Source organism: Sphingomonas qomolangmaensis (assembly GCF_024496245.1).
GTDB lineage: Bacteria > Pseudomonadota > Alphaproteobacteria > Sphingomonadales > Sphingomonadaceae > Sphingomonas > Sphingomonas qomolangmaensis.
Genome location: NZ_CP101740.1, coordinates 2,628,017 through 2,654,833, shown reverse-complemented (window position 1 = coordinate 2,654,833; position 26,817 = coordinate 2,628,017). Strand labels below are relative to the sequence as shown.

Here is a 26,817-nt window from a genome sequence, read left to right as displayed (position 1 = left end):
GGGGCTGGCGGGATGCATAGCGCCCCCTAGCGCCCCATCTGCGTTCCGTCTTGAAACTTTCCAAAGGAGCCCCGCATGGCTGGCCTATTCGATCCGATTACCCTTGGCGCGGTCAACGCCCCCAATCGCGTGCTGATGGCACCGCTGACGCGCGGCCGCGCGACGCAGGAGAGCGTGCCGACGCCGATGATGGGCGAATATTATGCGCAGCGCGCCTCGGCTGGGCTCATCATCAGCGAAGCCACCGGCATCAGCCGCGAAGGGCTCGGCTGGGCCTATGCCCCGGGGCTCTGGACCGATACGCAGGTCGAAGGCTGGAAGCCGGTGCTCGAAAAGGTCCACAAGGCGGGCGGTCGGATCGTTGCGCAGCTCTGGCACATGGGCCGGCTGGTCCACCCCGATTTCCTCGGCGGCGAAGCGCCGTTGTCGTCCTCGGCAACCCAGGCGCCCGGATCGGTGCGCACCTATTTGTCGAGCGGTGAGAAGCGCAACTACGGCATGGCGCGCGCCGCGACGCTCGACGACATCAAGCGCGTGCTCGACGATTACGCCCGCGCGACGCAGAACGCGCTCGACGCCGGCTTCGACGGGGTCCAGCTCCACGCCGCCAATGGCTATCTGATCGACCAGTTCCTGCGCGACAACAGCAACCATCGCGAAGACGAATATGGCGGCAGCCCCGAAAACCGCGCGCGGCTGCTGCGCGAGGCGATCGACCGGATCGTCGACGTCGCGGGCGGCGATCGCACTTCGGTGCGCTTCTCGCCCAATGGCGACACCCAGGGCGTGGTCGACAGCAACCCCGAGGCGGTGTTCGTGCCGATCGCGCGATATCTGTCGGGCAAGAAGCTGGCGTTCGTCGAACTGCGCGAACCCGGCCCCGACGGCACCTTCGGTTCGACCGAGCAGCCGCCGATCTCGCCCGCCTTCCGTAAGGCCTATGATGGCGTGCTGGTGCTGAACCAGGATTTCGACGGCGCCCGCGCGCGCGAGGTCGTCGAATCGGGTGCAGCCGACGCGGTCGCCTTCGGTCGCCCGTTCCTCGCCAATCCCGACCTGCCCGCGCGGCTCGAACAGGACGCGCCATTGAACAAGGACGACATGCCGACCTGGTACTCGCGCGGCCCCGAGGGCTATACCGACTATCCCGAGCTGCAGACCGAAGCCGCGTAACCCCTTCGCTGCCCCTTTCCCCTCCCCTCCCTGAAAAGGGAGGGGAACCTTCAAGCGTCGGGCCGGCTCCAGATCCATGCCCCGCTCGCCAGCGCGATCGTCATCGGCGCCACGCTCCACGGCCACGGCAGAAACACCAGCCCCAGTACGCTGCTGCCGCTCAGCCCGATCGTCGCAGCCCATTTTCCCTTGCGCGAGATTGCGCCGCTGCGCCGCCACGCATGGATCGGCGGCCCCAGATGCGGATGGTCGAGCAGCCACGCCTCGAACCGCGGGCTGCCGCGCGTGAAGCAGAACGCCGCCAGGATCACGAACGGCACCGTCGGCACCAACGGCAGGAAGACGCCAATGAACCCCAGTCCCAGCGCGATAAATCCCGCGACGAAGTATAGATAGCGGATCACGATGCGCCCGCGCACGCACGCCGGCGCCGATCCCCGTCCACGCCGGGCGCGGGCTGGCTCAGCCGAAGCGTTCCTTCAGCGCCAGCATCGCCAGCGCCGCCTTCGCCGCTTCGCCGCCCTTGTCCTTCTGCGCGGGATCGGCGCGCACCAGCGCCTGCGCTTCGTTCTCCACCGTCAGGATGCCGTTGCCGATCGCCAGGCCATCCATCGCCAGCGCCATCAGTCCGCGCGCGCTTTCGCCCGCGACGATCTCGAAATGATAGGTCTCGCCGCGAATCACGACGCCCAAGCCAACGAACGCATCGTACAGCCCGCTCTGGTCGGCCAGCGCCAACGCGCCGGGGATCTCGAGCGCGCCGGGCACGGTCACCGTCTCGTGCGTGTGGCCCGCCGCCTCGATCGCCGCGCGCGCACCTTTCAGCAGCATGTCGTTCAGCTGCGCGTAGAAGCGCGCCTCGACGATCAGGACCTTGGCCATCAAATTTCTCCGTTCACGTCGATTGCCCGCTCGCCGACGATCGACAGGCCATAGCCGTCGAGCCCGACCAAGGTGTGGTGGGTGTTGGTAAGCAGCACCATGTCGCGCACCCCCAATTCGGTGAGGATCGTCGCGCCGACGCCATAGTCGCGCAGTTCGTCCATGTCCTTGGGCGCGAGCGTGCCGGTGCGCGCCTGCAACGCCATCGTATAGGCGTCGAGCCGGGTGGGATTGATCACCACGACGACGCCCGCGCCCTCTTCGCCGATGATTTCCATCGATCGCTGGAGCAATTTGCCGCGCGGCCCCGCCTCGCCGAAGATGTCGCCGAACGGGGTGAGCGCGTGCATCCGCACCAAGACCGGCTTGGCCGGATCGATCCGCCCCTTCACCAGCGCGACCTGCTCGGTGCCCGCCGCCTTGTTCCAGAAGGTCATCACCGTCCAGTCGCCGCCCCAGGCGCTGGCGAACCGCGCCTCTGCGCGCTTTTCGACCAGATGGTCGTAGCGGCGGCGATAGGCGATCAGGTCGCGGATCGTGCCGATCTTGAGGTTGTGGAACTGCGCGAAGGTGACGAGGTCGTCCATCCGCGCCATTTCGCCATCGTCCTTCATGATCTCGCAGATCACGCCCGATGGATTGAGCCCGGCCAGCCGCGCGACGTCGACCGCGGCCTCGGTATGGCCCGCGCGCACCAGCACGCCGCCGTCGCGCGCGACCAGCGGGAAGACATGTCCCGGCGTCACGATCTCGTCGCGCCCCTTCGACGCGTCGACCGCGACCGCGATCGTCCGCGCGCGATCGGCCGCCGAAATGCCGGTGGTCACACCGTCGCGTGCCTCGATCGACACGGTGAAGGCGGTTTCGTGGCGCGTGCCGTTGTTGCGCGCCATCAGGTCGAGCCCCAGTTGCTCGGTCCGCTCCTTGGTCATCGCCAGGCAGATCAGCCCGCGGCCATAGCGCGCCATGAAGTTGATCGCGTCGGGGGTCGCCATCTGCGCGGGGATCACCAGATCGCCCTCGTTCTCGCGATCCTCGTCGTCGACCAGGATGAACATCCGCCCGTTGCGCGCCTCGTCGATGATCTCTTCGGGGGTCGACAGGAATGCGTGGCGCAGATGCGCGATTTCAGGCCTTGCCACGTACTTGCTCCATGCGCTGCAGATAGCGGGCGAGGACGTCGATCTCCAGATTGACCGACTGCCCTTCGCAAAGATCGGCGAAGGTCGTCACCCCCCAGGTATGCGGGATGATGTTGAGCCCGAAGCGGACGCCGTCCACCACATCCTCGACCGAATTGACCGTCAGCGACACGCCGTCGACGGTGATCGATCCCTTGGCGGCGACATAGGGCGCGATTTCGGCGCCGGCGTGGATCGTCACGCGGTGCGATCCGCCCTCGGGCACCACCGCCACGACTTCGCCGAGGCCATCGACATGGCCGGTGACGATATGCCCGCCCAATTCATCGCCCAGCCGCAGCGCGCGCTCGAGGTTCAGCCGGCGCCCCGCCTGCCACATCGCGGCGGCGGTACGCGACACCGTCTCGCCCGACACGTCGAACGCGAGCCATCCGGCTCCCGATGAGTCCTGGCCCTTGTCGACGACGGTCAGGCACACGCCCGAACACGCGACCGACGCGCCCATGTCGATCGCGGCGGTGTCATAGGCGGTGGCAACTCGCACCCGCCGGTCGCCGCGATCGGCGACGTCCTCGATCCGCCCGACGTCGGTGATGATTCCGGTGAACATATCAGCTCCTCGCGCGCTCGTAGACTTCGAGCCGGTCGCTGCCAAGCGGTCGCTGGTCGATCAGGCGCCAGCGGCCGTGCGCCGGATCGACGATGTTCAGGAACAGGTCGCCCACCGCCTGCCGCCCGCCGAGCAGGATCGGCGCACGGTACAGCAACAGCCGATCGACCAGATCGTCGCGCAGGAACGCCGCCGCAGTCTGCGCGCCGCCCTCGACCAACAGATGGTCGACGCCCTCGATCTCGCGGATCGCCGCGGGCCCGCGCACCGCTTCCCAGCCCTCGGGCGCGTCCATCCGCGTCATCAGCAGCCGGCGCGGGCTGCGACCTTCGAGCCCCGCCAGCCGCACGTCGAGCCTGGGCGCATCGGCATCATAGGTCGCGCGCCCGACCAGGATCGCCTCGTGCCGCGCCCGCTCCAAATGGCCGTGCGCGCGCGCCGCCGGCCCGGTGATCCATTTGCTCGCCCCCGAATGCAGCGCGATGCAGCCGTCGAGCGAGGTCGCGAGCTTCAGCGTCACATGCGGCCGCCCCGCCGCGCGCCGCGTGAGAAAGCCCGCCATCGCGCGCCGCGCTTCGTCGGGCATGACGTCGTTGGTCACCGCGATTCCCGCCGCGGCGATCCGCGCATGCCCCTCGCCATCGGTGCGCGGATCGGGATCGCGCAGCGCGGTCACCACGCGCGCGATCCCCGCCGCGACGAGCAGATCGCTGCACGCCGGACCGCGTGCCGATCGATGCGCGCAGGGCTCGAGCGTGGTGTAGAGCGTCGCCCCCGCCGCTGCCGCGCCCGCCTGGTCGAGCGCCATCGCCTCGGCATGCGGCCGCCCGCCCGGCTGGGTCCAGCCGCGCCCGATCACCCGCCCCTGGCGCACGATCACGCAGCCGACATTGGGGTTGGGCGCGCTCAGCCCACGCCCGCGCGCGGCGAGCACCAAAGCCGCCGCCATCCAGCGTTTATCCTGGGTCAGAGTCCCCACCGCTCCATCGCATCGTCGACCTTCTTGAACTCGGCCCGACGCTTTTCAACGCGCGCCTGATAATCGGCGCGCTTCTTGTCGCGGATCACCTTGTCGACCTGCTGCTGCGCGATGATTTCCTCGTCGGTGCGCGACAGCGCCCAGCTGTCGAAGTAGATGATCTCGCGCTTGATCGGCCGATCGAACTTCGAATCCTTCATGAACACCAGCATCAGTGTGGTGGTGATCATGATCGACAGCAGCAGGAACCACAATTCATAGGGCTGCCGGTGCGACAGGAACACGCGCAGGTCGCGCAGCGCCCGCAACGGCGAAAAACGGCGAAGATAGTTCACGCCGCGCAACATAGGGTGGTCGGGCGCGCCAGACCACCCCGGCAAATCGGCCACCGTGCGCTCAGCCGGCCGACAGCACGAACCTGAGCGTCATCGTCTTCCAGCTTTCGACCGGCACCCCGCCGCGAGTCGCGGGCTTGAACCGCCAGCGCGCCAGCGCGTGCCGCCGCGTCGCCTCGAACAATCCGGGCGAGACCGCGCTGACCTGCTCGACCGCCTGCACCCGTCCGTCGATCCCGATCAGCACGCGCACCACGACGCGGCCCTCGCGCTCGGCACGGCGTTCGGCGGCGGGATAATCGGGCTGGAACGCGCCGGCGAAGCGCGGGTCGATCGACGCGCCGACCAGCGCCGGCGGCGTGGGCTCGGCGGCCGCCGCCCCTCCCCCGCTACCCATGCCTGTGCCGCTAGACGGCACCGGCAAGGGCGGCAACGGCGGCAGGATCATCGTGGTGGTCATGTCGGGCGCCGGCATCGGCAGGTCGACCACCGGCTCGGGGGTGAAGGGCAAAGGTGCCGGGCTCGGCTCGACGCGATCGACCCGCGGCTGCTCGATCGGTTCGGGCGGCGGTGTCAGGTCGAGCGGGATATTTTCGGTGATCAGCGGCTTGTCAGGTTGCATGATCGGCGGAACGACGCCGGTCGTCATCAGCAGCGCGACCAGCCCGGCATTGACCGCGATCGCCGCGCCCAGCCCCACCGATTTTCGTTTGCCGCCGCCGTCATAGCGTTGTGCGTACATGGCCTTCTCCTACCCGCCACCACGGCAGGTAGGGATGTTACATCATAACTTCGCAGCAGGAGCGAATCGTTTCGATCGGCTACCCACCCGCCGCCTCCAACCGCCGCACCGCCTCTTGCCTAGCGATCAGCGGCAGCAAATTCGCCATGTCGGGGCCATGCGGCTGGCCGGTCAGCGCGAGCCGAAGCGGCAGGAACAGCGCGCGGCCTTTGCGGCCCGTTGCATCCTTCAGCGCGCCGGTCAGCGCGTGCCACGGATCGCCCGCCCAATCGATTCCGCCCGCCAGCGCCGCCGCCTCGCGCAGATAGCCGCGATCCTCCTCGGCGATCGCGACCGCCTCGATCGGCCCCTCGATCACCCGCCACCAATCGCCCGCATCGGCGACCTTGGTCAAATTGGGCCGAACCGCCTCCCACGCCGGCCGCGCCATGCCTTCGGGCAAGCGTTCGCGCACCGCTTCATAGTCGAGCTGGTGGACGATCTTGGCGTTGAGCCCCGCGAGTTCCTCCTCGTCGAAGTGCGCCGGCGCGCGCCCGAAGCGGCCGAAGTCGAACGCCTCGACCAGCGGCGCGGGATCGACGAACGGCTCGACCGGGTCGCTGGTGCCGATCCGCGCGAGCAGCGCCACGATCGTCTGCGGCTCGATCCCCGCCGCGCGGAAATGCTCGACGCCGAGCGATCCCAGCCGCTTCGACAACTTCCCCTCGGCACCGGTGAGCAGCGCGGCATGCGCGAAGGCGGGCGGCACCGCGCCCAGCGCCTCGAACATCTGCACCTGCGCTGCGGTGTTGGACACATGATCCTCGCCGCGCACCACGTCGGTCACGCGCATGTCGATATCGTCGATGACGCTGGGCAGCAGATACAGCCAGCTGCCATCGGCACGCCGCACCACCGGGTCGCTCATCGTCGCCGGGTCGAAGCGCTGCGCCCCGCGGATCCGATCGTCCCATTCGATTGCCGCGCCATGCTCGAGCCGGAAGCGCCAGTGCGGCGCGATGCCCTGCTCGGCGAACCGGTCGTGGTCGGCCTGGGTCAGCTTGAGCGCCGCGCGATCATAGACCGGCGGCAGCCCGCGCCCCAGCAGCACCTTGCGCCGCAGATCCAGCTCGGCGGGGGTCTCGTAACAGGCATAGAGCCGGCCGCTCGCGCGCAACACGTCGAACCGCGCTTCATACGCCGCCAGATGCGCCGACTGGCGTTCCTCGCCATCTGGCGCCAGCCCCAGCCAGCCCAGGTCGGCGCGGATCGCCTCGACGAAGCGCTCCTCCGATCGCGCGGCATCGGTATCGTCGATCCGCAGCAGGAAGCGCCCGCCCTGCCGCCGCGCCCAAAGCCAGCACAGGATCGCGGTACGCAGATTGCCGACGTGCAGCGCGCCGGTCGGGCTGGGGGCGAAGCGGGTGACGGTGGTTGCGGTCATCATGCGCGCCGTCCTAGTCTGATCGGCGCAGCGATTGAAGCCCGCCCGCCCGCTGCCCTTTCCACCTGCGATCCTTGCGACTAGGACGACGACGATCGGGTGCAAGTGGAGACGATCTGGTGAAGTTACTCGCGGGCAATTCGAACCTTCCGTTGGCCAAGGCGATCGCCGCGTATCTCGAAACCCCGCTGACCGAGGCGATGGTGCGGCGCTTCGCCGACGAGGAAATCTTCGTCGAGATCATGGAGAATGTCCGCGGCGAGGACGTGTTCGTGCTCCAGTCGACGTCGTTCCCGGTCAACGACAACCTCATGGAAATGCTGATCATGATCGACGCGCTCAAGCGCGCATCGGCCAAGCGCATCACCGCGGTCGTCCCCTATTTCGGCTATGCCCGCCAGGACCGGAAGCCGGGGCCGCGCACGCCGATTTCGGCCAAGCTCGTCGCCAACCTCATCACCACCGCGGGTGCCGACCGCGTGCTCTCGGTCGATCTCCATGCGGGGCAGATCCAGGGGTTCTTCGATATCCCCACCGACAATCTCTATGGTGCGCCGGTGATGTCGGCGGATATCAAGACGCGCTTTGGCGACCGCAATCTGATGGTCGTCTCGCCCGACGTCGGCGGCGTGGTGCGCGCGCGCGCGCTCGCCAAGCGGCTCGACAACGCGCCGCTGTCGATCGTCGACAAGCGCCGCGAACGCCCCGGCGAATCCGAGGTCATGAACATCATCGGCGATGTCGAGGGCCGCTTCTGCATCCTGATCGACGACATCGTCGATTCGGCGGGCACGCTTTGCAACGCTGCTGCGGCGCTCAAGGCCGCGGGCGCGGCGGGCGTCGTCGCCTATTGCACCCATGGCGTGCTGTCGGGCGGCGCGGTGGCGCGGGTCGAGAATTCGGCACTCGAAGAGCTCGTCATCACCGATTCGATCGGCAACCACGAAGTGATCCAGGGCGCGCGCCGCATCCGCCACCTGACGATCGCACCTTTGCTCGCCGAAGCGGTGAAACGGATCGCCGAGGAAGCCTCGGTTTCGAGCCTGTTCGACTGAGGCTGAGACTTCCTCCCCTCCCTGGAAGGGAGGGGAGTCAGACGTGCGCGATCACGCCACCCCGTCCCACAGCAATTTCGCGCCCACCAGCATCATCAGCACATAGATCGCGGTGTAGAATCGCTCGGCCGCCACGCGGCGGACCAGCCAGACGCCGGCCAGCGTCGATGCGATCGCCACCGGCAGCAGCACGCCGGCGGTCGCCATGTTCTCCGCCGTGAACTGCCCCAGCGCCCAGTATGCCGGCACCTTCGCCCAATTGACCACCGCGAAGAAGATCGCGGTCGTGCCCACCAGCACGTCGCGGTCGAGCCGGCGCGGCAGCACCCACAGCTGGAACGGCGGCTGGCCGGCATGCGCGACCTGGCTGGTGAAGCCCGACGCCACCCCCGCCACCAGCCCCATATATCCCGGCGACCGGCTCGCCACCGGGATCGCGCCGCGCCGCTCGATCCACAGCCGGTACGCGCCGAACCCGAGCGAAATCGCCCCCACCGCACCGAGCACAGCGCTCGGTGCGACGCTCGCCGCGAACCCCCAGCCGAGCAATATCCCCAGCCCCGCCCCCGGCAGCGTCCAGGCGAGGACATAGCGATCCCAGGTCCGGCGAAACGCCCAGACCCCGACGACATCCTGCACGATCAGGATCGGCAACAGGATCGCCGCGGCCTGCACCGGCGACACGACGAACGCCATCGCGGGCAGCGACAGCGCACCCACCCCCGAAAACCCGCCCTTGGCGAGCCCGACCATCACCACTGCGGGCACCGCAACCGCGTAGAAAATCGGATCGGTGATCAACGATCGGCGATCCGCGAAAGCGTCGCGGTCAGCCGCAACAGCACCACGACCCCCGCCGCAACAAACAACGCCAGCGCGGTGACGGCATAGGTCAACGCCTCGGCCCAGCGCAGCAGCTCGCGCTGGTCCTGCGGAGTTGGTATCGGCAATGGAGTTGGCGTGGCTCGTGGCGGCACCGATCGCGGCGGCGCGGCGTCGACCGGCCTGGCCTGCGGCGAGGACATCACCCGCTCGCCCGGCGGCGGCCCCGGCGTGCCGGTGTTCGACACCTGCACCATCGCCCCGATCAGGAACAACGTCGCAAAGCTGCTGAGGCCCAGCAGCAGCAGCCGCCCGAACCAGTCGATCGTTTTCATGGGGGCAAGCTATAGGCGAGCAAGCCCCGGCGCGGAACCGCCCCCGCCGCCAGCCATTAAGACAGGAACGAGTCCCCACCTCCGTTCGCACTGAGCTTGTCGAAGTGCCGGTCTTCTTCACGCCGGGCGGAGGGGAAAAAGAACGGTGCTTCGACAAGCTCAGCACGAACGGGATTTGGGATATCCGTTATCGTTCCCGCAAAACGACGCATCTTGCAATTCAGACGCAACAACAATTGGCCGGCGGTTAGTTCGCCATGCCCCTGCCGCCAGGGGTGGATTCACCCGCCCGCCTGTGCTTAAGCCGTCTGCAAAATCCCGAGCCCTCGATCAAAGGACGGCGCACCAATGAACATCCATGAATATCAGGCCAAGGAGCTTCTCGCGAAGTTCGGCGTCCCCGTTCCCGCCGGCTTTGCCGCGCTGACCGTCGAGGAAGCCGTCGAGGCGAGCAAGAAGCTCCCCGGACCGCTCTACGTCGTAAAGGCGCAGATCCATGCCGGCGGCCGTGGCAAGGGCAAGTTCGTCGAGCTCGGCCCCGATGCCAAGGGCGGCGTCCGCCTCGCCAAGACCGAGGACGAGGTTCGCGCCGCGGCGACCGACATGCTCGGCAACACGCTGGTGACGATCCAGACCGGCGACGCCGGCAAGCAGGTCAACCGCCTGTACGTCACCGACGGCGTCGACATCGCCAAGGAATTCTACCTCGCTTTGCTCGTCAACCGCGCCACCGGCCGCGTGTCGATGGTGGCGTCGACCGAGGGCGGGATGGACATCGAAACCGTCGCGCACGACACGCCCGAGAAGATTCATTCGATCGACATCGACCAGGCGACCGGCTTCATGGCGCATCATGGCCGTGCGATCGCCTCGGCGCTCGAGCTCAAGGGCGATCTCGCCAAGCAGGCCGCCAACACCGCGTCGAAGCTGTACGACGCCTTCATCGGCACCGATGCTGAGCAGATCGAGATCAACCCGCTCGCGGTGACCGAAGACGGCAAGCTGATGGTGCTCGACGCCAAGGTCGCCTTCGACGGCAACGCGCTGTTCCGTCACAAGGACCTGCTCGAGCTGCGCGACGAGACCGAAGAGGACGCGATGGAGCTCGAGGCGTCGAAATACGACCTCGCTTACATCAAGCTCGACGGCGACATCGGCTGCATGGTCAATGGCGCAGGGCTCGCGATGGCGACGATGGACATCATCAAGCTCAACGGCATGTTCCCCGCAAACTTCCTCGACGTCGGCGGCGGCGCGAACAAGGAGAAGGTGACCGCGGCGTTCAAGATCATCCTGAGCGACCCCGCGGTCAAGGGCATACTGGTCAACATCTTCGGCGGCATTATGAAGTGCGACATCATCGCCGAGGGCATCGTTGCCGCGGCCAAGGAAGTGAACCTTTCGGTACCGCTGGTCGTTCGGCTCGAGGGTACCAATGTCGACAAGGGCAAGGAAATCCTCGCCAATTCGGGGCTCGCGATCGTACCGGCCAACGACCTGGGCGACGCGGCCCGCAAGATCGTGGCAGAGGTGCAAAAGGCCGCCTGATCGGGCGCTCGGTCGATTCGACAGGGGCTCGGGCGGCAACGTCCGGGCCCCTTTGCGTTTCGCCGTTACGGAACGCGGGCAAAACCATACCGGACTTGCGAAAGTTCGGTACAAACGCCTAAAAGCCGCAGATATCGCGGCCGTGACAAGAAACTGGTTCGTGGAAAGGAGCCTTTTGTGAAGGTAGTCGTCCCGGTCAAGCGCGTGCTTGACTATAACGTGAAGCCCCGGGTCAAAGCCGATGGCACCGGCGTCGACCTGGCCAACGTCAAGATGTCGATGAACCCGTTCGACGAGATCGCGGTCGAGGAAGCCCTGCGGCTGCGCGAAAAGGGTGCCGCGACCGAGGTGATCGTCGTCTCGATCGGCGAGCCCAAATCGCAGGACACGCTGCGCACCGCGCTCGCGATGGGCGCCGACCGCGCGATCCTGATCACGCACGAGGGCGGCGTCGAGCCGCTGGGCGTTGCCAAATTGCTCGCCAAGGTGGTCGAGGAGGAACAGCCCGGCCTGGTGATCCTGGGCAAGCAGGCGATCGACGACGACAACAACCAGACCGGCCAGATGCTCGCGGCGCTGCTCGGCTGGGCGCAGGGCACGTTCGCCTCGAAGGTCGAGATCGACGGCGAGCGCGTAAAGGTGACGCGCGAGGTCGATGGCGGGCTCGAGACGCTCGATCTCAAGATGCCCGCGATCGTCACCACCGATCTCCGCCTCAACGAACCGCGCTACGCCTCGCTGCCCAACATCATGAAGGCGAAGTCGAAGCCGCTCGCGAACAAGACCCCCGCCGATTACGGCGTCGACGTCACCGCGCGGCTGAGCGTCGTGTCGGTCGAAGAACCGCCCAAGCGCCAGGCCGGCGCCAAGGTCGCCGACGTCGACGAACTGGTCATGAAGCTCAAGGCGATGGGCGTGGCGAAGTAAGCCATTTCCCCGCCGTTCGTCCTGAGTAGGGGCTGAGCGAAGCCGAAGACCCGTATCGAAGGACCGCCCCTAAGCGCAGATCCTTCGATACCCGCTTCGACAGGCTCAGCGGCCACTCAGGACAAGCGGTTCTTTTTCACCCGAAACGGGAGCTCGATATGAAGACGTTGGTCTGGGTCGAACACGACAACACGAACATGAAGGACGCGACGCTCGCGGCCGTCACCGCTGCGTCCAAGCTGGGCGAAGTCCATGTGCTCGTCGCCGGCGAAGGCTGCGCGGCGGTCGGCGAACAGGCAGCCAAGATCGCTGGCGTCGCCAAGGTGCACGTCGCCGATGACGCGGCGTACGGCCACGGCCTTGCCGAAAACGTCGCGCCGCTGATCGTCGACCTGATGGGGCACCACGACGCCTTCATCGCCTCGGCCACGACCACCGGCAAGAACATCGCCCCGCGCGTCGCGGCGTTGCTCGACGTGATGCAGATCAGCGAAGTCCTCTCGGTGATCGACGAGAACACCTTCACTCGGCCGATCTACGCCGGCGCGGCGATCGCCACGGTCAAGACGTCGGACGCCAAGAAGGTGCTGACGATCCGCGGCACCGCGTTCGAAAAGGCAGAAGCCGAGGGTGGCAGTGCCGAGATCGAGGCGATCGGGTCGAGCGGCGACAAGGGGCTGTCGTCCTTCGTCGGCGCCGAGATCGCGACCTCGGCACGGCCCGAGCTCACCAGCGCCAAGATCATCGTCTCGGGCGGACGCGCGCTCGCCAATGGCGAGAATTTCCATGCGCTGATCGAACCGCTCGCCGACAAGCTTGGCGCTGCGGTGGGCGCCTCGCGCGCCGCGGTCGATGCGGGATATGCCCCCAACGACTATCAGGTCGGCCAGACCGGCAAGATCGTCGCCCCCGAAGTCTATATCGCGGTCGGCATCTCGGGCGCGATCCAGCATCTGGCGGGGATGAAGGATTCGAAAGTGATCGTCGCGATCAACAAGGACGAAGACGCGCCAATCTTCCAGGTCGCCGACATCGGCCTGGTCGGCGATCTGTTCAAAGTCGTGCCCGAGCTGACCGAAAAACTCTGATATACCGGGCGGGGTGGCGACAGGCCGTCCCGCCTGGAATTCAGGCTGGTTCAGCCGGCCTTGCGGCTATTGGCCTGCGCCATGCGCTGGCCGTTGGTCTGGCACGCGGCGCTGACCACCGGGAACGACAGGTCCGAATTGCGGACCAGCGCATCGCCCATCGCCGCCTGGCATTGCGCGGCGCTTTCGTAGCGTGCCGGTTCGACGCGTGCTTCCTGGCAGCTATTGCCGACATCGCCGCAGCCCATGATCGCGATTACGTAAAAAAGCGGGTCCATTCGATTTCTCCAGGTCAAGAGTGAAATCGACGAACCGCCAAGAAGTTGCAGAAAATGCGACGAACCGTCGCCGGCGTTGCATCGTCGGCGCTCTGGCCCCAATTAGGCTGCACCCATGCCACCCACCGATTTCACCAGCTCGAGCGCCGAACGCCCGCTGATCCCGACGATGCGGCGTTTCTTGCCCTATTTGTGGCCCAAGGACGCGCCGGGGCTGAAGCTGCGCATCATCATCGCGATGGTCTTCGTGCTCTGCTCGAAGATCGTCCAGGTCTATGGTGCGCCCTTCGCGCTGCAGGGCGCGGTCGACGGCATGGCGACCGGGCCGCGCAGCGGGATCACGCTGATCGTGCTGCTGGTGATCGGCTATGCCGCCGCGCGCTTCGGCACCGTGGTGTTCGACAATCTGCGCAACGCGGTCTTCGAAAAGGTCGGGCAGGAAGCGACCCGCCGCCTCGCCGCCACCGTCTTCCGCCACCTCCACCAATTGTCGCTGCGCTTCCACCTTCAGCGGCGCACCGGCGCGGTCACCAAGGTGGTCGAGCGCGGCACCAAGAGCATCGACACGATGCTCTATTTCCTGCTGTTCAACATCGCGCCGACGATCCTCGAACTCGGCATGGTGCTGCAGATCTTCGGCTCGCGCTTCGGCGCGTGGCTGGTGATTTCGACGCTGGTGATGGTGGTCGTCTACATCGCCTTCACGCGGATCGTCACCGATTGGCGGCAGAAACTGCGCGAGAAGATGAACGATCTCGATACCGGCGCGGTCGCGCACGCGGTCGATTCGCTGCTGAATTTCGAGACGGTGAAGTATTTCAACGCCGAGGCACGCGAATCGCAACGCTATGACCGTGCGATCCACGCCTATGCCGCCGCCGCGACCAAGAGCGAGAACAGCCTCGCCTGGCTCAATGTCGGCCAGTCGCTCATCACCAACGCGATGCTGGGCCTGGGCATGGCGGTGGTCGCCTGGGGCTGGGCGACCGGGCGCTTCTCGGCGGGCGATGTGGTGCTGGTGTCGACGCTGCTCAGCCAGCTCTTCCGCCCGCTCGACATGCTCGGCTGGGTCTATCGCACGATCCGCCAGGGGGTGATCGACATGGGCGCGATGTTCGACTTGATCGACACCGATGCCGAGATCGTCGACGTGCCCGGCGCGCCGCCGCTCGCGGTCACCCAGGGGTCGGTGCGCTTCGAGAATGTCCGCTTCGGCTACGAAGACGATCGTAAGATCCTCAAGGGGATCGACATCGAAGTGCCCGCCGGCGCCACCGTCGCGGTCGTCGGCCCTTCGGGCGCGGGAAAATCGACGCTCGCCCGATTGTTGTTCCGCTTCTACGACCTCAAATCGGGGCGGATCACGATCGATGGCCAGGACATCTCACAGGTCACGCAGGACAGCCTGCGCGCCGCGATCGGCATCGTTCCCCAGGATACCGTGCTGTTCAACGACACCGTCGGCTACAACATCGCCTATGGCCGCGAGGGTTCGACCCATGACGACATCCGCGCCGCGGCCCAGGGCGCGGCGATCGGCGACTTCATCGAAAGCCTGCCCGATGGGTATGAGACCCGCGTCGGCGAGCGCGGTCTGAAATTGTCGGGCGGCGAGAAGCAGCGCGTCGCGATCGCGCGTACCTTGCTCAAGAACCCGCCGATCCTGATCCTCGACGAAGCGACCTCGGCGCTCGACAGCCGCACCGAAAGCGAGATCCAGGCGACGCTCGAACAGATCGAGCGCGGCCGCACGACGATCGTCATCGCGCACCGGCTCTCGACCGTGGTAAACGCCGACCAGATCATCGTGCTCGAAGCCGGCGAAGTCGCCGAACGCGGCACCCATGCCGAACTGCTGCGCAAGAACGGGCTGTACGCCGAGATGTGGACGCGCCAGGCCAACGAGGCCGAAGAAGCGCTCGCCGCCGAATGAGGAGAGAGACGATGGAGTCCAAACAGGCCAATTGGATCGGCGGATCGGTCGCCGCCGTGGGCGCGGTCGGTGGCGGGCTGGCCTTGTGGTCGGCGCTCGCCGCGCGATCGGCCGAGCGGATGGTACCGCCCGAGGGCAGCTTCATCGAGGTCGAGGGCGCGCGGCTGCATTATGTCGATCGCGGATCGGGGCCGGTGCTGCTGCTGGTCCACGGCCTGCTCGGCAATCTGCGCCACTTCACTTACGCAATCGTCGATGACCTGGCGAAGGACTTCCGCGTCATCGCGGTCGACCGCCCCGGCTCGGGCTATTCGGTTGCGCGCGGCAACCCCAAGCCAGATAGCGTCGAGCAAGCCGCGATCATGGTCGCGTTCGCCGACGCGCTCGGGCTCGAAAAGCCCTTGCTGGTCGGCCATTCGCTCGGCGGCGCGGTCGCGCTGGCAGCGGGACTTGCCCGCCCCGACCGCTTCGCCGGCCTCGCGCTGATCGCGCCGCTCACCCAGCCGACGGACCAGGTGCCGCCGGTATTCGCCGGGCTGATGGCACCCCCGGGGGTCCGCGAATTGCTGTCGTGGACGCTCGCGGTGCCGATGGGCATCCTCAATGGGCCGGCCGCTGCGCGCGCGGTCTTCGCCCCCGATCCGGTCCCCGCCGATTTCCCCGTCCGCGGCGGCGGCGCGCTGTCGCTTCGCCCCGCGACCTTCCGCGCCGCCTCGGCCGATCTGCGCGCCGCGGGCGCCAACATGGCGGCGCTGGCGCCGCGCTATGCCGAACTGGCGCTCCCGGTCGCGATCCTCTACGGGCGCGGCGACAATATCCTCGACCCCGCGCTGCAGGGCGAAGCCACCGCAGCGATCATCCCGGGCGCGCATCTCGAACAGATCGACGGCGGCCACATGCTGCCGCTGGTCCACCCGCAGGCCACGATCGCCTTCCTGCGCGGCGCGCACGCACGCTCGCGCTAGGCCAGTCGCCCTCGCGCTTGCCGGAGGGGGGAAACACGCCTTGCTCCGGGCGCCCCCACCGCCGATAGACGCGGCGATGCCCCCCGCCGTCCTCGACGCCCTTCGCACCACCTTCGGCTTCCCCGCCTTTCGCGGGGTGCAGGCCGATGTCGTCGCGCGCGTGCTCGCGGGCGAGCGGACGCTCGCGGTCATGCCCACCGGCGCGGGCAAGTCGCTGACGTACCAGCTGCCCAGCGTCATGCTCGACGGTACCTGCCTCGTCGTTTCGCCGCTGATCGCGCTGATGCACGACCAGCTCCGCGCCGCCGAGGCGGTCGGCATCCGCGCCGCGACGCTCACTTCGGCGGACGATAACCGCGACGAGACGATTGCGCGCTTCCGCGCCGGCGCGCTCGACCTGCTCTATGTCGCCCCCGAGCGTGCCTCGTCCGAGGGCTTCCGCAACCTGCTGGGTCAAGCACCGCTCAGCCTGTTCGCGATCGACGAGGCGCATTGCGTCAGCGAATGGGGGCATGACTTTCGCCCCGATTACCGCCTGCTGCGCCCGCTGCTCGATCGCTTCCCCGACGTGCCACGGCTCGCGCTCACCGCCACCGCCGATGCGCATACCCGCGCCGACATCCTCGAACAGCTCGGCATTCCGCATGACGGGATGATCGTCGCGGGCTTCGACCGCCCCAATATCCGCTACCACATCGCCCCGCGCGCCAGCACGACGCAGCAGATCGCCGATGTCGTAGCCGACAATCCGGGCGCGGGCATCGTCTATGTCCAGTCGCGCGCCGGCACCGAGCGATTGGCCGAATCGCTGCAGAAGACCGGTCGCCCGGTACGCGCCTATCATGCCGGCCTCGATCCCGCGATCCGCCGCGCCAACCAGGCCGCCTTCGTCGCATCCGAAGACATGGTGATGTGCGCGACGGTCGCGTTCGGGATGGGGATCGACAAGCCCGATGTCCGCTTCGTCGCGCATGCCGGGCTGCCCAAGTCGATCGAGGGCTATTACCAGGAAACCGGGCGCGCCGGGCGCGACGGCGATCCCGCGGTCGCGCATCTGTTCTGGGGTGCCGACGACTTCGCCAAGGCGCGCCAGCGGATCGGCGAGGTCGAACCAGCCCGCCAGCTGGGCGAGCGAGTCCGCCTCAACGCACTGGGGGCCTTGGTCGAAACCGCAGGCTGCCGCCGCGCGATTTTGCTCCGTCATTTCGGCGAGAACCCGGCCGACCAATGCGGCAATTGCGACAATTGCCTCAACCCGCCCGCCGCCACCGACGCCACGCAAGTGGCGCGCAAATTCCTCTCCGCGGTATTCCGCACCGGCCAGATGTTCGGCACCGGCTATGTCGAGCAGGTGTTGCTCGGCCAGTCGACCGAGCGGAGCATGACCAACGGGCACGAGAATCTGTCGGTTTGGGGAATCGTCGAGGGCGAGGAGGCGGCGTTGCTCAAGCCAGTCGCGCGCGCGCTGCTGCTGCGCGATGCGCTGCGTGCCAATGCGCATGGCGGGCTCGAATTCGGCCCCGGCGCGCGCGCGCTGCTCAAGGGCGAGGCGACGCTGTCGATGATCGTCCCCCCCAAGCGCGAACGCCGCCGCCGCGGCGACGCATCGGGCGGCAGCGAGGCGAACCCCGTCGGCGATCCGCTGTTCGAGGCACTGCGCGTGAAACGCCGCGAGCTCGCACAGGCGGCGCAGGTCCCGCCCTATGTGATCTTCCACGATTCGGTGCTGCGCGAAATGGCAAGCAACCGTCCCGCGACGCTAGCCGCGCTCGGCCGGGTGGCAGGGGTCGGCTCGAAGAAACTCGACGCCTATGGCCAGGCGTTCCTGGCAGTCATCAAGGACCACTAATCCTCCCCGAGCTCGCTCGGGGAGGGGGACCGCGCCCGAAGGGCGTGGTGGAGGGGAAGCGCCGCGAACGCACCGCCTGCGGCCTGCCCCTCCACCGGCTGCGCCGGTCCCCCTCCCCATCTGCGATGGGGAGGAATAGAAGGCGCTCAGCAACAGCCGAAGGACACCCCATGCACCTGCGCCATATCGACGACACCATCGCGGTCGCCCCGCAAATCGCCCCCGAAGACATGACCGAGCTTGCCGCGCAGGGCTTCGTCGCGGTGGTCAACAACCGCCCCGATGACGAGGAACCCGGCCAGCCGAGCGACGCCGAGATGCATGCCGCCGCCACCGCCGCGGGCCTTGCCTATACCGCGATCCCGATCACCCATGCGGGTTTCAGCCATCCGCAGATCGATGCGATGGCGCAGGCGATCGCCGCCGCCGATGGCCCGCTGCTCGCTTACTGCCGCTCGGGCACGCGCTCGTGCAACCTCTGGGCGCTCGCTGCGGCCAAGGCCGGCGGCGATCCTGCCGACCTCACCGCCAAGGCCGCGCAAGCCGGCTACGACCTGTCGGGCCTGCGCCCATTGCTCGACGCGCTCTCGGGCCGCGCCTGACCCAGCCGCCTGCCGCGCACAAAAAATGGCCGGTGTGTTGCCACACCGGCCTAAGGCGTCCGCAGGAGGAACCCCGTGACGGGATCGGCGGGGGATTGGCGCCGATCCCGAAGCTCATGAAAACTCAGTAATTATAGGCGCGCTCGCCATGTTCGTTGATGTCGAGACCCTCGACTTCGACGTCGGCCGAAGGGCGCAGGCCCATGGTGTATTTCAGCCCGAGGAACAGCACCGCCGAGACGATGCCCGTCCACAGCACGGTGGTGCCGACCGCCCAAAGCTGGGTGATCACCTGCGCGCTCATGACATATTCGCCGGCCTTGGCGATGGGCGCGGTATAGTCGATCCAGCCCTGGCCCCCCAGCGCGGGGTCGGCAACGATGCCGGTGCCGATCGCGCCGACGATGCCGCCGACGCAGTGGATGCCGAACACGTCGAGCGTGTCGTCATAGTTCAGCGCGTTCTTCACCTTGGTCACGAACACGAAGCAGATCGCCGAGGCGACCGCGCCCAGGATGATCGCGGTGCCCGGATGGGCGAAGCCCGCCGCCGGGGTGATCGCCACCAGACCGGCGACGACACCCGATGCAGCGCCCAGCAGCGACGGCTTCTTGTGGACGAACTGCTCGATCACCGCCCAGGTCACGCCCGCCGCCGCCGTCGCGGTGAAGGTGTTGATGAACGCCAGCGCGCCGAACGCATTCGCTTCGAGCCCCGATCCGGCGTTGAACCCGAACCAGCCGATCCACAGCAGCGACGCGCCGATCATCGTCATCACCAGGCTGTGCGGCGGCATCGGCTCGGTCTTGAAGCCGATCCGCGGGCCCAGCACCAGGCAGCCGACCAGTCCGGCGATGCCTGCATTGATGTGCACCACGGTGCCACCGGCGAAGTCGAGCGCACCCCAGCCCCACAGCAGCCCCGAATCGTCGGGCGCAGCGTATAGGAAGTCGGGACCTGCAAAATACCAGACCATGTGCGCAATCGGGAAATAGGCGAGCGTCAGCCACAGCACGGTGAAGATGATGAGCGGGGTGAACTTCACCCGTTCGGCGAACGCGCCGACGATCAGCGCCGGGGTGATGCACGCGAACGTCATCTGGAAGATCACGAACACATATTCGGGTAGATAGACGCCGTTGGAGAAGGTGGCGGCGAAGGTCGATGGCGAGACGCCAGCCAGAAACGCCTTGTCCAGCCCGCCGAACAGCTTGGGGAAGGGCGTACCGGTCGAGGTGAAGGCCATCGAATAGCCCCAGCAGAACCACACCAAAGCCGCGACGCAGACGATCGTCAGCACCTGCATCAGCACCGACAGCATGTTCTTGGTGCGCACCAGGCCGCCATAGAACAGCGCGAGCGCCGGCACCGACATCATCAGCACGAGGGCCGAGGCGACCAGCATCCAGGCGACGTCGCCCTTGTTGACCATCTCGGCGGTCGGCACGAACGCCGTGGGTGCCGCCTCCGCCGCGTCCTGCGCCCAGGCGGGCATCGCCGCAAACAGGCCTGCCCCGGCGGCTGCCAGTGGCATCGTCAATCGCTTCATCGCATCCCCCATCACAGCCCCCTTCACAGCGCGGTCACGTCGGTTTCGCCGGTGCGGATCCGCACCGCCTGGCCGACATCGAGCACGAAGATCTTGCCATCGCCGATCGCGCCGGTGTACGCCGCGGCCTGCACCGCCTCGACCACGCGCGGCGCGAGACCGGTGTCACACACGACCTCGATCTTGATCTTGGGCACCATGTTCGTGCTGTATTCGGCCCCGCGATAGATTTCGGTCTGGCCCTTCTGCCGGCCGAAACCCTTGACCTCGCTGACCGTCATCCCCGTGACACCGACTTCGGTCAGCGCTTCGCGGACCTCGTCGAGCTTGAACGGTTTGATGATGGCGATGATTAGCTTCATGTCGCCCCCTCGGCTGTTTCCCGAGGACTGCTTCGCAAGGCGCGTGCCAATCGGCGAAACGCGCCAAAGCGCACGGATTCGCGGCGCCAAACCTTACCGACAGGTAAATATTTGTGCAGTTGCGAAGAGCTGCCGCTTTTTAAGGCAGTTTAACGGCGCTTGGGCGACCCTTCGAGCGCGCAGCGCGCCCATGCCATGATCGGCCGGTCGGCGGCGGCGCGGGCACTGCCGCATTCGACGTCTTCGGCAAGGATCGCAGCGAACGCGGCAAGCGCGTCGCGGTCGGGCACGGTCGCATCGCGAACGCACGCGACCAGGATCGGATGAACCATGGTACGCATTTTCTGTTTACTCCGGGGCCTCTCCACCCGGTCTTATGAACGCCCAACGTGAAGCGCATGTTGCAACGATCTATCGCAAAGCCGATTCAGTCGTAACTCGCCTGCGCCGCCGCGACGATTGCCCGCGCTTCGGCCAGGTCGTCCTCGTCGACCATCACCCGCACCGGGATCAGCAATGCGCTCCCCTCGCCCAGGCTCATCTCGCCATCGAAGCTGATCGCCGGAATGCCCTCCGCCTCGAGCCGCCCGATCAGGATATGCGCTTCGATCCGATTGAAACGGCCGACTTCGGCGAGTGCCATGAACTATTCCCTACGATTGACGCGCCCAATCGATGCGCATAATTTATACGCATGAAATATGATTCGATTGCTTCGGGCAAGCGCAAACCGATCAACCTGTCGATGGATACCGGCGTGGTCGAAGCCGCACGCGCGGTCGGCATCAATCTTTCGCAGGTCAGCGAGGCCGCGATCCGCGACGCCGCGCGCACTGAACGCGACCGCCAATGGAAGGATGAAAACCGCGCCTGGATCGACGCGCATCGCAACTGGGTCGAATCGAACCCGCTGCCGCTCGAGAAATACCGGCTGTTTTGATGGCGCGGTTCGACGTCCACCGATTGAGCGATGGCGGGCTTGTGCTGGATTGCCAGGCCGATTTCCTCGACGACATCGCCACGCGTTTTGTCGTGCCGCTGGTGCCTTTGGGTGAAGGCCCGCCGACCAACTCCCGGCTAAACCCCCAACTCCCGGTAAACGGCGAAACACTCGTCATGGTGACCCAGTTCGCGACCACGATTCGCACCGCCGAACTGCGCGCCAAGGTGGCATCGCTAGACCACGCCCATCTGCAGATCATCGGCGCGATCGACGTGCTTACCGGATCGGGTTAGCCCTCAAACCGCAGTCCCGCCCACCGTCAGCGCATCGATCAGCAGCGACGGCTGCCCTACGCCCGCGGGCACACTCTGCCCGCCCTTGCCGCACATGCCGACGCCCTCGTCGAGCGCGAAGTCGTTGCCGATGCCGCTCACCCGCGTCAGCACGCTCGGGCCATCGCCGATCAGCGTCGCGCCCTTGATCGGTGCGCCCAGCTTACCGTCCTCGATCATATACGCCTCGGTACAGCTGAACACGAACTTGCCCGATACGATATCCACCTGCCCGCCGCCAAAGCTCTTGGCGTAAATACCGCGCTTCACCCGGGTCATCAGCTCGGCAGGATCGTCGCGCCCGCCGCGCATGAAGGTGTTGGTCATCCGCGGCATCGGCGCGTGCGCGAAGCTCTCGCGGCGGCCATTGCCCGTGGGCGCGACCCCCATCAGCCGCGCGTTCAGCCGGTCGTGGATATAGCCCTTCAGGATGCCGTCCTCGATCAGGATATTCTCCTGCGTCGGCGTGCCCTCGTCGTCGATCGACAGCGATCCGCGGCGCTCGCCCAGCGACCCGTCGTCGACGACGGTCACGCCGGGTGCCGCGACCCGCTCGCCGATCCGCCCCGAAAATGCCGATGTGCCCTTGCGGTTGAAGTCGCCCTCGAGCCCGTGGCCGATCGCTTCGTGCAGCAGGATCCCGCACCAGCCCGGCCCCAGCAGCACCGGCATCTCGCCCGCCGGCGCGGCGATCGATTCGAGGTTCACCAGCGCCTGCGCCAGCGCGCTGTCGATCGCGCGGTTCCAGGTGTCGGGGTGCATCACCCGATCGTACAGCTCGCGCCCGCCGATGCCGAAGCTGCCGGTCTCGCGCCGCCCGTTCTTTTCCACCACCACCGATACGTTCAGCCGCACCAGCGGCCGCACATCGGTCGCGACGAAGCCGTCGGGCCGCACGATCTCTACCACGCTCCACGACCCTAGCAGGCTTACCGATGCTTGAACGATCCGCGGATCGCGCGCGCGCGCCGCGGCGTCGATCGCCTGGCACAAGGCCACCTTGTCGGCGAAGGGCACCGCGTCGAGCGGATCGGCGGCGGTATAGAGATGCCGGTTGTTGCCGCGGGGCGGCGCTGCCTTGGCCTGGGTCGCCGGATCGATCAGCGCCATCGTTTGCGCGGCGCGGCGGATCGCATCGACCGACAGGCTGTTGCCTTGCGCGAACGCCGTCGCCTCACCCGCCACCGCGCGCAACCCGAAGCCGCCATCGGTGCTGTACGACGCGGTCTTCAGCCGCCCGTCATCGAAGCCGAACGCCTCGTTCTTGCGATATTGCAGATAGAGTTCGCCATCCTCGGCGGCGGCCAGCGCCTCGCGAGTCAGGGTGAGCGCCATGTCGGGGTCGAGCGCGTCGCCATATAGGAACGCACGGGGATCGGTCATATCGGTCATTCGACCGATATAGGTCCCTCAGCGGCCCGCACCATCCCCATGGTCGCGAAGCTGGCTCTGGTCGGCGCCATCGGCAGGCCCGCCGGTCAGCACGAAGCGGCGGTCGCAATAGCCGCAATCGACATAGCCGGTATCGTCGATCTGCAGCCACACGCGCGGGTGGCCAAGCGCTGGCGCAATCTCGCCCGCACCGTCGCAGGCGACGCGCGGGGTGGTGACGCGGATGATTTCGGGCGGCGGGATCATGGGGGCGCGGGTAGCAGGGCGAACCGACCGCCGCAATTCCCTTCCTTCGCCTCCCCTCCCTGCCAAGGGAGGGGCCGGGGGTGGGTTGGCCAATAGGCAAGCGAGACGGTTCCCCGCCAGCCGACCCACCCCCAACCCCTCCCTTCCAGGGAAGGAGCTAGAGATTGCCTTGCCGCCCCCCCGGCACCCGCCTATCCCGGCGGCATGACCGAAGCCGCCATCGCGATCGAGCACCTCTCCAAAACCTATGCCGGCGGAAAGCAGGCGCTCGACGATGTCACGTTCGTCGTCCCGCGCGGGCAGATCTTCGGGCTGCTCGGCCCCAATGGCGCGGGCAAGTCGACGCTGATCAACATCCTGGCGGGGCTGGTCAACAAGACCGCGGGCACCGCCTCGATCTGGGGCTTCGACATCGATGCGCATCCGCGCAACGCCAAGGCGTCGATCGGCATCGTCAACCAGGAGATCACCTTCGATCCCTTTTTCAGCCCCGCCGAAACGCTCGACATCGCCGCCGGCCTCTACGGCGTGAAGAAGGCCGATCGCCGGACGATGGAATTGCTGCGCGCGATGGCGCTCGAGGACAAGGCGCACGCCTATGCCCGCACGCTGTCGGGGGGCATGAAGCGCCGGCTGATGGTCGCCAAGGCGATGGTCCATTCGCCCCCCGTGCTGGTGCTCGACGAACCCACCGCGGGCGTCGATATCGAGCTTCGCCAGCAGCTGTGGGCCTATGTCCGCCACCTCAACGATCAGGGCGTCACCGTGGTGCTGACGACGCATTATCTCGAGGAAGCCGAACAGCTTTGCGACCGGATCGCGATCATCAACCACGGCCGGCTGATTGCCAACGAACCCACCCGCGCATTGGTCGGCATGGCGCAGGAAAAACAGGTGATCGTGACGGTCGACCGCGACGTCGCCGCTGCTCCGAGCGCCGCGTGCTTCCAGAAGATCGAGCTGATCGGTGACCGCGTGCTGGCGATCACCTATCGCAAGGACCAAGTGAATGCCGGCGAAGTGCTCGCCGCGATCGCGGGCAGCGGGCTCGGCGTGGTCGATGTCTCGACCAAGGAAGCCGATCTCGAGGACGTGTTCCTCAACCTCACCCGCGCCTCGAATGGGTGATCCGGCCTCCACTGGAAGCCCCTCCCCTTTAGGGGAGGGGTTGGGGTGGGGCAGTGCCGACAGTACCGGATCACGTTTGCAATCCCGTGCTAGGGAAATGCGCAATAACCCCACCGAATGGGAGAACCGGCTCTGGCGCTGCCTATCAAATCGGCAGCTAGGCGACTTCAAGTTTCGCAGGCAGGCAGTGATCGGCAATAGGGTCGTCGATTTTTTCTGCCCCTCCGTCGGGCTTGTGATCGAAGTAGATGGCGATACGCACGATCTTGATCGAGACGCGCAAAGGGACGAAATGTTGAAGGCTAATGGGCTATCCGTGTTGCGTGTTAGCAACCGAGACGTTGCCGAAAATCAGAGCGGGGTCCTCGAAGCGGTTTTGGCGCTCGCACAATCCTTGCCGCCGCGCAGCGCTTGGCGACTGCCCCACCCCAACCCAGTGTCAGGTCGGTCAGGCCCCCGGCCTGACCTAAACCGTGCGGGGCACGGCTTGCCTGACACTCCTGAAGGGGAGGGGCTTTGATGACCACCGACGTCCTCGTCATCGGCTCGGGCGCCGCGGGCCTCACCGCCGCGCTTAACCTCGCCGATCGCTTCCGCGTCACCGTGCTCGCCAAGGGCGGGCTCGACGAGGGATCGACCGCCTGGGCGCAGGGTGGAATCGCCGCGGTGCTCGAACCCGGCGACACCTTCGAAAACCATGTCGAGGACACGATGGTGGCAGGCGCGGGCCTCAACGACCGTTCCACCGTCGAGTTCGTCGTCGAAGGCGCGCCCGCGGCGATCGCGCGGCTCGCCGAACTCGGCGTGCCCTTCAACGTCGCGTCGGACGGCGCCGATGGCTGGCACCTGACGCGCGAGGGCGGGCACAGCCACCGCCGGATCGTCCATGTCGACGACGCCACCGGCTGGGCGGTGCAGGAAGCGCTGATCCGCGCGGCGCGCGCCAACCCCAACATCACCCTGCTGCCCGACATGGTCGCGGTCGATCTGGCGACCAGCCGGCACGAGGAACGCTATTCGGGCGCGGGCAATGTGTGGGGCGTCTATGCGATGAACCGCGCATCGGGCAGCGTCGAGCTCTACACCGCGCGCGCGACGATCCTCGCGACCGGCGGAGCGGGGCGGACCTACCAATTTTCGACCGCCCCGCGCGGCGCGACCGGCGACGGCATCGCGATGGCGTGGCGCGCGGGCTGCCGCGTGTCGAACATGGAATTCATGCAGTTCCACCCGACCTGCCTGTTCAACCTCGAGGTCAAGAATTTCCTGATCACCGAGGCGGTGCGCGGCGAGGGTGGCCATCTGATCAACCCGACGACGGGCAAGCGCTTCATGCCCTATTACGACGCCGAGCGGCTTGAACTAGCCCCGCGCGACATCGTCGCGCGCGCGATCGACGCCGAGATCAAGCGCTTCGGACTTGATTATGTGCATCTCGACATCAGCCATCGCGGCGCCGATTTCGTGAAGACGCATTTCCCGACGATCCACGCCAAGCTGCTGACGCTCGGCATCGACATGACTTGCCAGCCGATCCCGGTGGTCCCCGCGCAGCATTACACCTGCGGCGGTGTCATCGTCGATCGCGACGGTCGCACCGACCTGCCCAACCTTTACGCCGCGGGCGAAGTCACCCAATCGGGGTTGCACGGTGCCAACCGGCTCGCGTCGAACTCACTGCTCGAATGCTTCGTCTATGGCGAGGCCGCCGCGCGCCATATCGCCGCGCATTGGGACGAGCTCGCGCCGCCCCCCGCGATCCGTCCCTGGGACGAAAGCCGGGTCACCGACAGCGACGAAGAAGTCATCATCAAGCAGAACTGGACCGAAATCCGCCGCTTCATGTGGAATTATGTCGGCATCGTCCGCACCACCAAGCGGCTCGAGCGCGCGCAGCACCGCATCCGCATGCTGTCCGACGAGGTGAACGACTACTACGGCCATTTCCGCGTGACCCCGGACCTGATCGAATTGCGCAACCTGCTCCAATCGGCCGAGCTGATCGTTCGCAGCGCGCTGCACCGGCAGGAGAGTCGCGGGCTGCACTTCACGCTCGATCATCCGCAGCTCGACGATGTCCCGATCGACACCATTCTCATCCCCTGACCCCACCGCCTGAGCCGCAGCCGCCCGAAATGCCACAGCAGCACTATCGTTCGGCTGTTGTTCACCATTCA

At 67.0% G+C, this 26,817-nt stretch carries 31 protein-coding genes; 14 read left to right on the top strand and 17 right to left on the bottom strand.

Translation table 11 applies throughout. From position 1 onward, the window contains the following. Positions 1 to 75 precede the first annotated feature (75 nt). A complete protein-coding gene (locus NMP03_RS12685) occupies positions 76 to 1,173 on the top strand; it encodes an alkene reductase (protein WP_256505802.1) in 1,098 nt (365 codons plus the stop codon). A 50-nt stretch (positions 1,174 to 1,223) separates the two neighbouring features. Here the strand turns inward: NMP03_RS12685 and NMP03_RS12680 are convergent, their stop codons facing one another. The 8 genes from NMP03_RS12680 to NMP03_RS12645 all read right to left on the bottom strand — a co-directional run bounded on the left by NMP03_RS12680 (position 1,224) and on the right by NMP03_RS12645 (position 7,289). Beyond that, positions 1,224 to 1,577 carry a YbaN family protein gene (locus tag NMP03_RS12680; protein ID WP_256508124.1) on the bottom strand — a complete coding sequence of 118 codons (354 nt, stop codon included), beginning with the start codon at positions 1,575 to 1,577 and terminating at the stop codon, positions 1,224 to 1,226. 58 nt (positions 1,578 to 1,635) lie between these two features. Next, the gene (gene ribH / locus NMP03_RS12675; protein ID WP_256505801.1) at positions 1,636 to 2,055 is read right to left on the bottom strand and encodes a 6,7-dimethyl-8-ribityllumazine synthase; all 420 of its coding nucleotides are present in this window, start codon (positions 2,053 to 2,055) and stop codon (positions 1,636 to 1,638) included. Continuing rightward, entirely contained in the window at positions 2,055 to 3,197 is a 1,143-nt protein-coding gene (ribB, locus tag NMP03_RS12670) for a 3,4-dihydroxy-2-butanone-4-phosphate synthase (protein WP_256505800.1), read from the bottom strand. The genes ribH and ribB overlap by 1 nt, the downstream gene beginning before the upstream one ends. After that, on the bottom strand, positions 3,184 to 3,807 hold the full coding sequence (locus tag NMP03_RS12665) for a riboflavin synthase (RefSeq protein WP_256505799.1): 624 nt from the start codon (positions 3,805 to 3,807) through the stop codon (positions 3,184 to 3,186). The genes ribB and NMP03_RS12665 overlap by 14 nt, the downstream gene beginning before the upstream one ends. Position 3,808: 1 nt before the next feature. Then, positions 3,809 to 4,756, bottom strand: coding sequence for a bifunctional diaminohydroxyphosphoribosylaminopyrimidine deaminase/5-amino-6-(5-phosphoribosylamino)uracil reductase RibD (gene ribD, locus NMP03_RS12660; protein ID WP_256508123.1), 948 nt, complete (start codon positions 4,754 to 4,756; stop codon positions 3,809 to 3,811). A 17-nt stretch (positions 4,757 to 4,773) separates the two neighbouring features. Continuing rightward, complete coding sequence (locus tag NMP03_RS12655) at positions 4,774 to 5,121, bottom strand: hypothetical protein (protein WP_256505798.1); 348 nt, start codon at positions 5,119 to 5,121, stop codon at positions 4,774 to 4,776. Between the two features lie 61 nt (positions 5,122 to 5,182). Beyond that, on the bottom strand, positions 5,183 to 5,863 hold the full coding sequence (locus tag NMP03_RS12650; protein ID WP_256505796.1) for an energy transducer TonB: 681 nt from the start codon (positions 5,861 to 5,863) through the stop codon (positions 5,183 to 5,185). Positions 5,864 to 5,942: 79 nt separating this feature from the next. Continuing rightward, complete coding sequence (locus NMP03_RS12645) at positions 5,943 to 7,289, bottom strand: glutamate--tRNA ligase (RefSeq protein WP_256505795.1); 1,347 nt, start codon at positions 7,287 to 7,289, stop codon at positions 5,943 to 5,945. 116 nt (positions 7,290 to 7,405) lie between these two features. On the opposite strand from NMP03_RS12645, the gene NMP03_RS12640 reads away from it, so the two are divergent. After that, on the top strand, positions 7,406 to 8,341 hold the full coding sequence (locus NMP03_RS12640; RefSeq protein WP_256505793.1) for a ribose-phosphate pyrophosphokinase: 936 nt from the start codon (positions 7,406 to 7,408) through the stop codon (positions 8,339 to 8,341). Positions 8,342 to 8,392: 51 nt separating this feature from the next. Here the strand turns inward: NMP03_RS12640 and NMP03_RS12635 are convergent, their stop codons facing one another. Then, a complete protein-coding gene (locus NMP03_RS12635; RefSeq protein WP_256505792.1) occupies positions 8,393 to 9,142 on the bottom strand; it encodes a sulfite exporter TauE/SafE family protein in 750 nt (249 codons plus the stop codon). Beyond that, positions 9,139 to 9,498, bottom strand: coding sequence for a hypothetical protein (locus NMP03_RS12630; protein WP_256505791.1), 360 nt, complete (start codon positions 9,496 to 9,498; stop codon positions 9,139 to 9,141). The genes NMP03_RS12635 and NMP03_RS12630 overlap by 4 nt, the downstream gene beginning before the upstream one ends. A 348-nt stretch (positions 9,499 to 9,846) precedes the next feature. Here NMP03_RS12630 and sucC point away from each other — a divergent pair, with 348 nt between their 5' ends. The 3 genes from sucC (at position 9,847) to NMP03_RS12615 (ending at position 13,061) form a co-directional block, all read left to right on the top strand. Further along, positions 9,847 to 11,046 (top strand): ADP-forming succinate--CoA ligase subunit beta, encoded by a 1,200-nt coding sequence (sucC, locus tag NMP03_RS12625; RefSeq protein WP_256505790.1) that lies wholly within the window; start codon positions 9,847 to 9,849, stop codon positions 11,044 to 11,046. A gap of 177 nt (positions 11,047 to 11,223) precedes the next feature. After that, positions 11,224 to 11,973, top strand: coding sequence for an electron transfer flavoprotein subunit beta/FixA family protein (locus tag NMP03_RS12620; RefSeq protein WP_256505789.1), 750 nt, complete (start codon positions 11,224 to 11,226; stop codon positions 11,971 to 11,973). A gap of 158 nt (positions 11,974 to 12,131) precedes the next feature. Next, positions 12,132 to 13,061: an electron transfer flavoprotein subunit alpha/FixB family protein gene (locus tag NMP03_RS12615; protein ID WP_256505788.1), complete on the top strand. Its 930-nt coding sequence runs from the start codon at positions 12,132 to 12,134 to the stop codon at positions 13,059 to 13,061. Between the two features lie 50 nt (positions 13,062 to 13,111). Here NMP03_RS12615 and NMP03_RS12610 read toward each other — a convergent pair whose 3' ends face one another. Continuing rightward, a complete protein-coding gene (locus tag NMP03_RS12610) occupies positions 13,112 to 13,339 on the bottom strand; it encodes a hypothetical protein (RefSeq protein WP_256505787.1) in 228 nt (75 codons plus the stop codon). Positions 13,340 to 13,454: 115 nt separating this feature from the next. Between NMP03_RS12610 and NMP03_RS12605 the strand changes: the two genes are divergently transcribed. From NMP03_RS12605 to NMP03_RS12590, 4 genes are all read left to right on the top strand, one after another. Beyond that, a complete protein-coding gene (locus NMP03_RS12605; RefSeq protein WP_256505786.1) occupies positions 13,455 to 15,272 on the top strand; it encodes an ABCB family ABC transporter ATP-binding protein/permease in 1,818 nt (605 codons plus the stop codon). Positions 15,273 to 15,283: 11 nt separating this feature from the next. Then, positions 15,284 to 16,237: an alpha/beta fold hydrolase gene (locus NMP03_RS12600; RefSeq protein ID WP_256505785.1), complete on the top strand. Its 954-nt coding sequence runs from the start codon at positions 15,284 to 15,286 to the stop codon at positions 16,235 to 16,237. A 76-nt stretch (positions 16,238 to 16,313) separates the two neighbouring features. Further along, positions 16,314 to 18,086, top strand: coding sequence for a DNA helicase RecQ (gene recQ / locus NMP03_RS12595; RefSeq protein WP_256505784.1), 1,773 nt, complete (start codon positions 16,314 to 16,316; stop codon positions 18,084 to 18,086). Positions 18,087 to 18,256: 170 nt separating this feature from the next. After that, positions 18,257 to 18,688, top strand: a complete 432-nt coding sequence (locus NMP03_RS12590; RefSeq protein ID WP_256505783.1) for a TIGR01244 family sulfur transferase — start codon at positions 18,257 to 18,259, stop codon at positions 18,686 to 18,688. Positions 18,689 to 18,812: 124 nt separating this feature from the next. Here the strand turns inward: NMP03_RS12590 and NMP03_RS12585 are convergent, their stop codons facing one another. From NMP03_RS12585 to NMP03_RS12570, 4 genes are all read right to left on the bottom strand, one after another. After that, positions 18,813 to 20,237, bottom strand: coding sequence for an ammonium transporter (locus NMP03_RS12585; RefSeq protein ID WP_256505782.1), 1,425 nt, complete (start codon positions 20,235 to 20,237; stop codon positions 18,813 to 18,815). A 23-nt stretch (positions 20,238 to 20,260) separates the two neighbouring features. Next, positions 20,261 to 20,599 (bottom strand): P-II family nitrogen regulator, encoded by a 339-nt coding sequence (locus NMP03_RS12580; RefSeq protein ID WP_256505780.1) that lies wholly within the window; start codon positions 20,597 to 20,599, stop codon positions 20,261 to 20,263. A 149-nt stretch (positions 20,600 to 20,748) separates the two neighbouring features. Beyond that, complete coding sequence (locus NMP03_RS12575) at positions 20,749 to 20,940, bottom strand: hypothetical protein (RefSeq protein WP_256505779.1); 192 nt, start codon at positions 20,938 to 20,940, stop codon at positions 20,749 to 20,751. Positions 20,941 to 21,026: 86 nt separating this feature from the next. Continuing rightward, positions 21,027 to 21,242 (bottom strand): putative signal transducing protein, encoded by a 216-nt coding sequence (locus tag NMP03_RS12570; protein ID WP_256505778.1) that lies wholly within the window; start codon positions 21,240 to 21,242, stop codon positions 21,027 to 21,029. Positions 21,243 to 21,293: 51 nt separating this feature from the next. On the opposite strand from NMP03_RS12570, the gene NMP03_RS12565 reads away from it, so the two are divergent. Together NMP03_RS12565 and NMP03_RS12560 are read left to right on the top strand one after the other, a co-directional pair. Further along, positions 21,294 to 21,539: a type II toxin-antitoxin system CcdA family antitoxin gene (locus NMP03_RS12565; protein WP_256505777.1), complete on the top strand. Its 246-nt coding sequence runs from the start codon at positions 21,294 to 21,296 to the stop codon at positions 21,537 to 21,539. After that, positions 21,539 to 21,835: a CcdB family protein gene (locus NMP03_RS12560; RefSeq protein ID WP_256505776.1), complete on the top strand. Its 297-nt coding sequence runs from the start codon at positions 21,539 to 21,541 to the stop codon at positions 21,833 to 21,835. Before NMP03_RS12565 ends, NMP03_RS12560 begins: the two co-directional genes overlap by 1 nt. A gap of 3 nt (positions 21,836 to 21,838) precedes the next feature. Here the strand turns inward: NMP03_RS12560 and tldD are convergent, their stop codons facing one another. After that, positions 21,839 to 23,266 carry a metalloprotease TldD gene (gene tldD / locus NMP03_RS12555; protein WP_256505775.1) on the bottom strand — a complete coding sequence of 476 codons (1,428 nt, stop codon included), beginning with the start codon at positions 23,264 to 23,266 and terminating at the stop codon, positions 21,839 to 21,841. 18 nt (positions 23,267 to 23,284) lie between these two features. Further along, positions 23,285 to 23,512 carry a zinc-finger domain-containing protein gene (locus NMP03_RS12550; protein WP_256505774.1) on the bottom strand — a complete coding sequence of 76 codons (228 nt, stop codon included), beginning with the start codon at positions 23,510 to 23,512 and terminating at the stop codon, positions 23,285 to 23,287. A gap of 204 nt (positions 23,513 to 23,716) precedes the next feature. Between NMP03_RS12550 and NMP03_RS12545 the strand changes: the two genes are divergently transcribed. From NMP03_RS12545 to nadB, 3 genes are read left to right on the top strand one after another with little or no spacing between them, the layout of a single operon-like run. Beyond that, the gene (locus NMP03_RS12545; protein ID WP_256505773.1) at positions 23,717 to 24,640 is read left to right on the top strand and encodes an ABC transporter ATP-binding protein; all 924 of its coding nucleotides are present in this window, start codon (positions 23,717 to 23,719) and stop codon (positions 24,638 to 24,640) included. Then, entirely contained in the window at positions 24,522 to 25,160 is a 639-nt protein-coding gene (locus NMP03_RS12540; protein ID WP_319937595.1) for an endonuclease domain-containing protein, read from the top strand. Before NMP03_RS12545 ends, NMP03_RS12540 begins: the two co-directional genes overlap by 119 nt. After that, positions 25,160 to 26,746, top strand: a complete 1,587-nt coding sequence (gene nadB / locus NMP03_RS12535; protein ID WP_256505771.1) for an L-aspartate oxidase — start codon at positions 25,160 to 25,162, stop codon at positions 26,744 to 26,746. The genes NMP03_RS12540 and nadB overlap by 1 nt, the downstream gene beginning before the upstream one ends. Positions 26,747 to 26,817: the final 71 nt, after the last annotated feature.

Coding starts and splice junctions, on each gene's coding strand:
- NMP03_RS12685 (WP_256505802.1), top strand. CDS start 76: ATGGCTGGCCTATTCGATCCGATTACCCTTGGCGCGGTCAACGCCCCC.
- ribH (WP_256505801.1), bottom strand. CDS start 2,055: ATGGCCAAGGTCCTGATCGTCGAGGCGCGCTTCTACGCGCAGCTGAAC.
- NMP03_RS12665 (WP_256505799.1), bottom strand. CDS start 3,807: ATGTTCACCGGAATCATCACCGACGTCGGGCGGATCGAGGACGTCGCC.
- ribD (WP_256508123.1), bottom strand. CDS start 4,756: ATGGCGGCGGCTTTGGTGCTCGCCGCGCGCGGGCGTGGGCTGAGCGCG.
- NMP03_RS12650 (WP_256505796.1), bottom strand. CDS start 5,863: ATGTACGCACAACGCTATGACGGCGGCGGCAAACGAAAATCGGTGGGG.
- NMP03_RS12645 (WP_256505795.1), bottom strand. CDS start 7,289: ATGATGACCGCAACCACCGTCACCCGCTTCGCCCCCAGCCCGACCGGC.
- NMP03_RS12630 (WP_256505791.1), bottom strand. CDS start 9,498: ATGAAAACGATCGACTGGTTCGGGCGGCTGCTGCTGCTGGGCCTCAGC.
- sucC (WP_256505790.1), top strand. CDS start 9,847: ATGAACATCCATGAATATCAGGCCAAGGAGCTTCTCGCGAAGTTCGGC.
- NMP03_RS12615 (WP_256505788.1), top strand. CDS start 12,132: ATGAAGACGTTGGTCTGGGTCGAACACGACAACACGAACATGAAGGAC.
- NMP03_RS12610 (WP_256505787.1), bottom strand. CDS start 13,339: ATGGACCCGCTTTTTTACGTAATCGCGATCATGGGCTGCGGCGATGTC.
- NMP03_RS12605 (WP_256505786.1), top strand. CDS start 13,455: ATGCCACCCACCGATTTCACCAGCTCGAGCGCCGAACGCCCGCTGATC.
- NMP03_RS12600 (WP_256505785.1), top strand. CDS start 15,284: ATGGAGTCCAAACAGGCCAATTGGATCGGCGGATCGGTCGCCGCCGTG.
- recQ (WP_256505784.1), top strand. CDS start 16,314: ATGCCCCCCGCCGTCCTCGACGCCCTTCGCACCACCTTCGGCTTCCCC.
- NMP03_RS12590 (WP_256505783.1), top strand. CDS start 18,257: ATGCACCTGCGCCATATCGACGACACCATCGCGGTCGCCCCGCAAATC.
- NMP03_RS12585 (WP_256505782.1), bottom strand. CDS start 20,237: ATGAAGCGATTGACGATGCCACTGGCAGCCGCCGGGGCAGGCCTGTTT.
- NMP03_RS12580 (WP_256505780.1), bottom strand. CDS start 20,599: ATGAAGCTAATCATCGCCATCATCAAACCGTTCAAGCTCGACGAGGTC.
- NMP03_RS12575 (WP_256505779.1), bottom strand. CDS start 20,940: ATGCGTACCATGGTTCATCCGATCCTGGTCGCGTGCGTTCGCGATGCG.
- NMP03_RS12570 (WP_256505778.1), bottom strand. CDS start 21,242: ATGGCACTCGCCGAAGTCGGCCGTTTCAATCGGATCGAAGCGCATATC.
- NMP03_RS12565 (WP_256505777.1), top strand. CDS start 21,294: ATGAAATATGATTCGATTGCTTCGGGCAAGCGCAAACCGATCAACCTG.
- NMP03_RS12560 (WP_256505776.1), top strand. CDS start 21,539: ATGGCGCGGTTCGACGTCCACCGATTGAGCGATGGCGGGCTTGTGCTG.
- tldD (WP_256505775.1), bottom strand. CDS start 23,266: ATGACCGATATGACCGATCCCCGTGCGTTCCTATATGGCGACGCGCTC.
- NMP03_RS12550 (WP_256505774.1), bottom strand. CDS start 23,512: ATGATCCCGCCGCCCGAAATCATCCGCGTCACCACCCCGCGCGTCGCC.
- NMP03_RS12545 (WP_256505773.1), top strand. CDS start 23,717: ATGACCGAAGCCGCCATCGCGATCGAGCACCTCTCCAAAACCTATGCC.
- NMP03_RS12540 (WP_319937595.1), top strand. CDS start 24,522: ATGCCGGCGAAGTGCTCGCCGCGATCGCGGGCAGCGGGCTCGGCGTGG.
- nadB (WP_256505771.1), top strand. CDS start 25,160: ATGACCACCGACGTCCTCGTCATCGGCTCGGGCGCCGCGGGCCTCACC.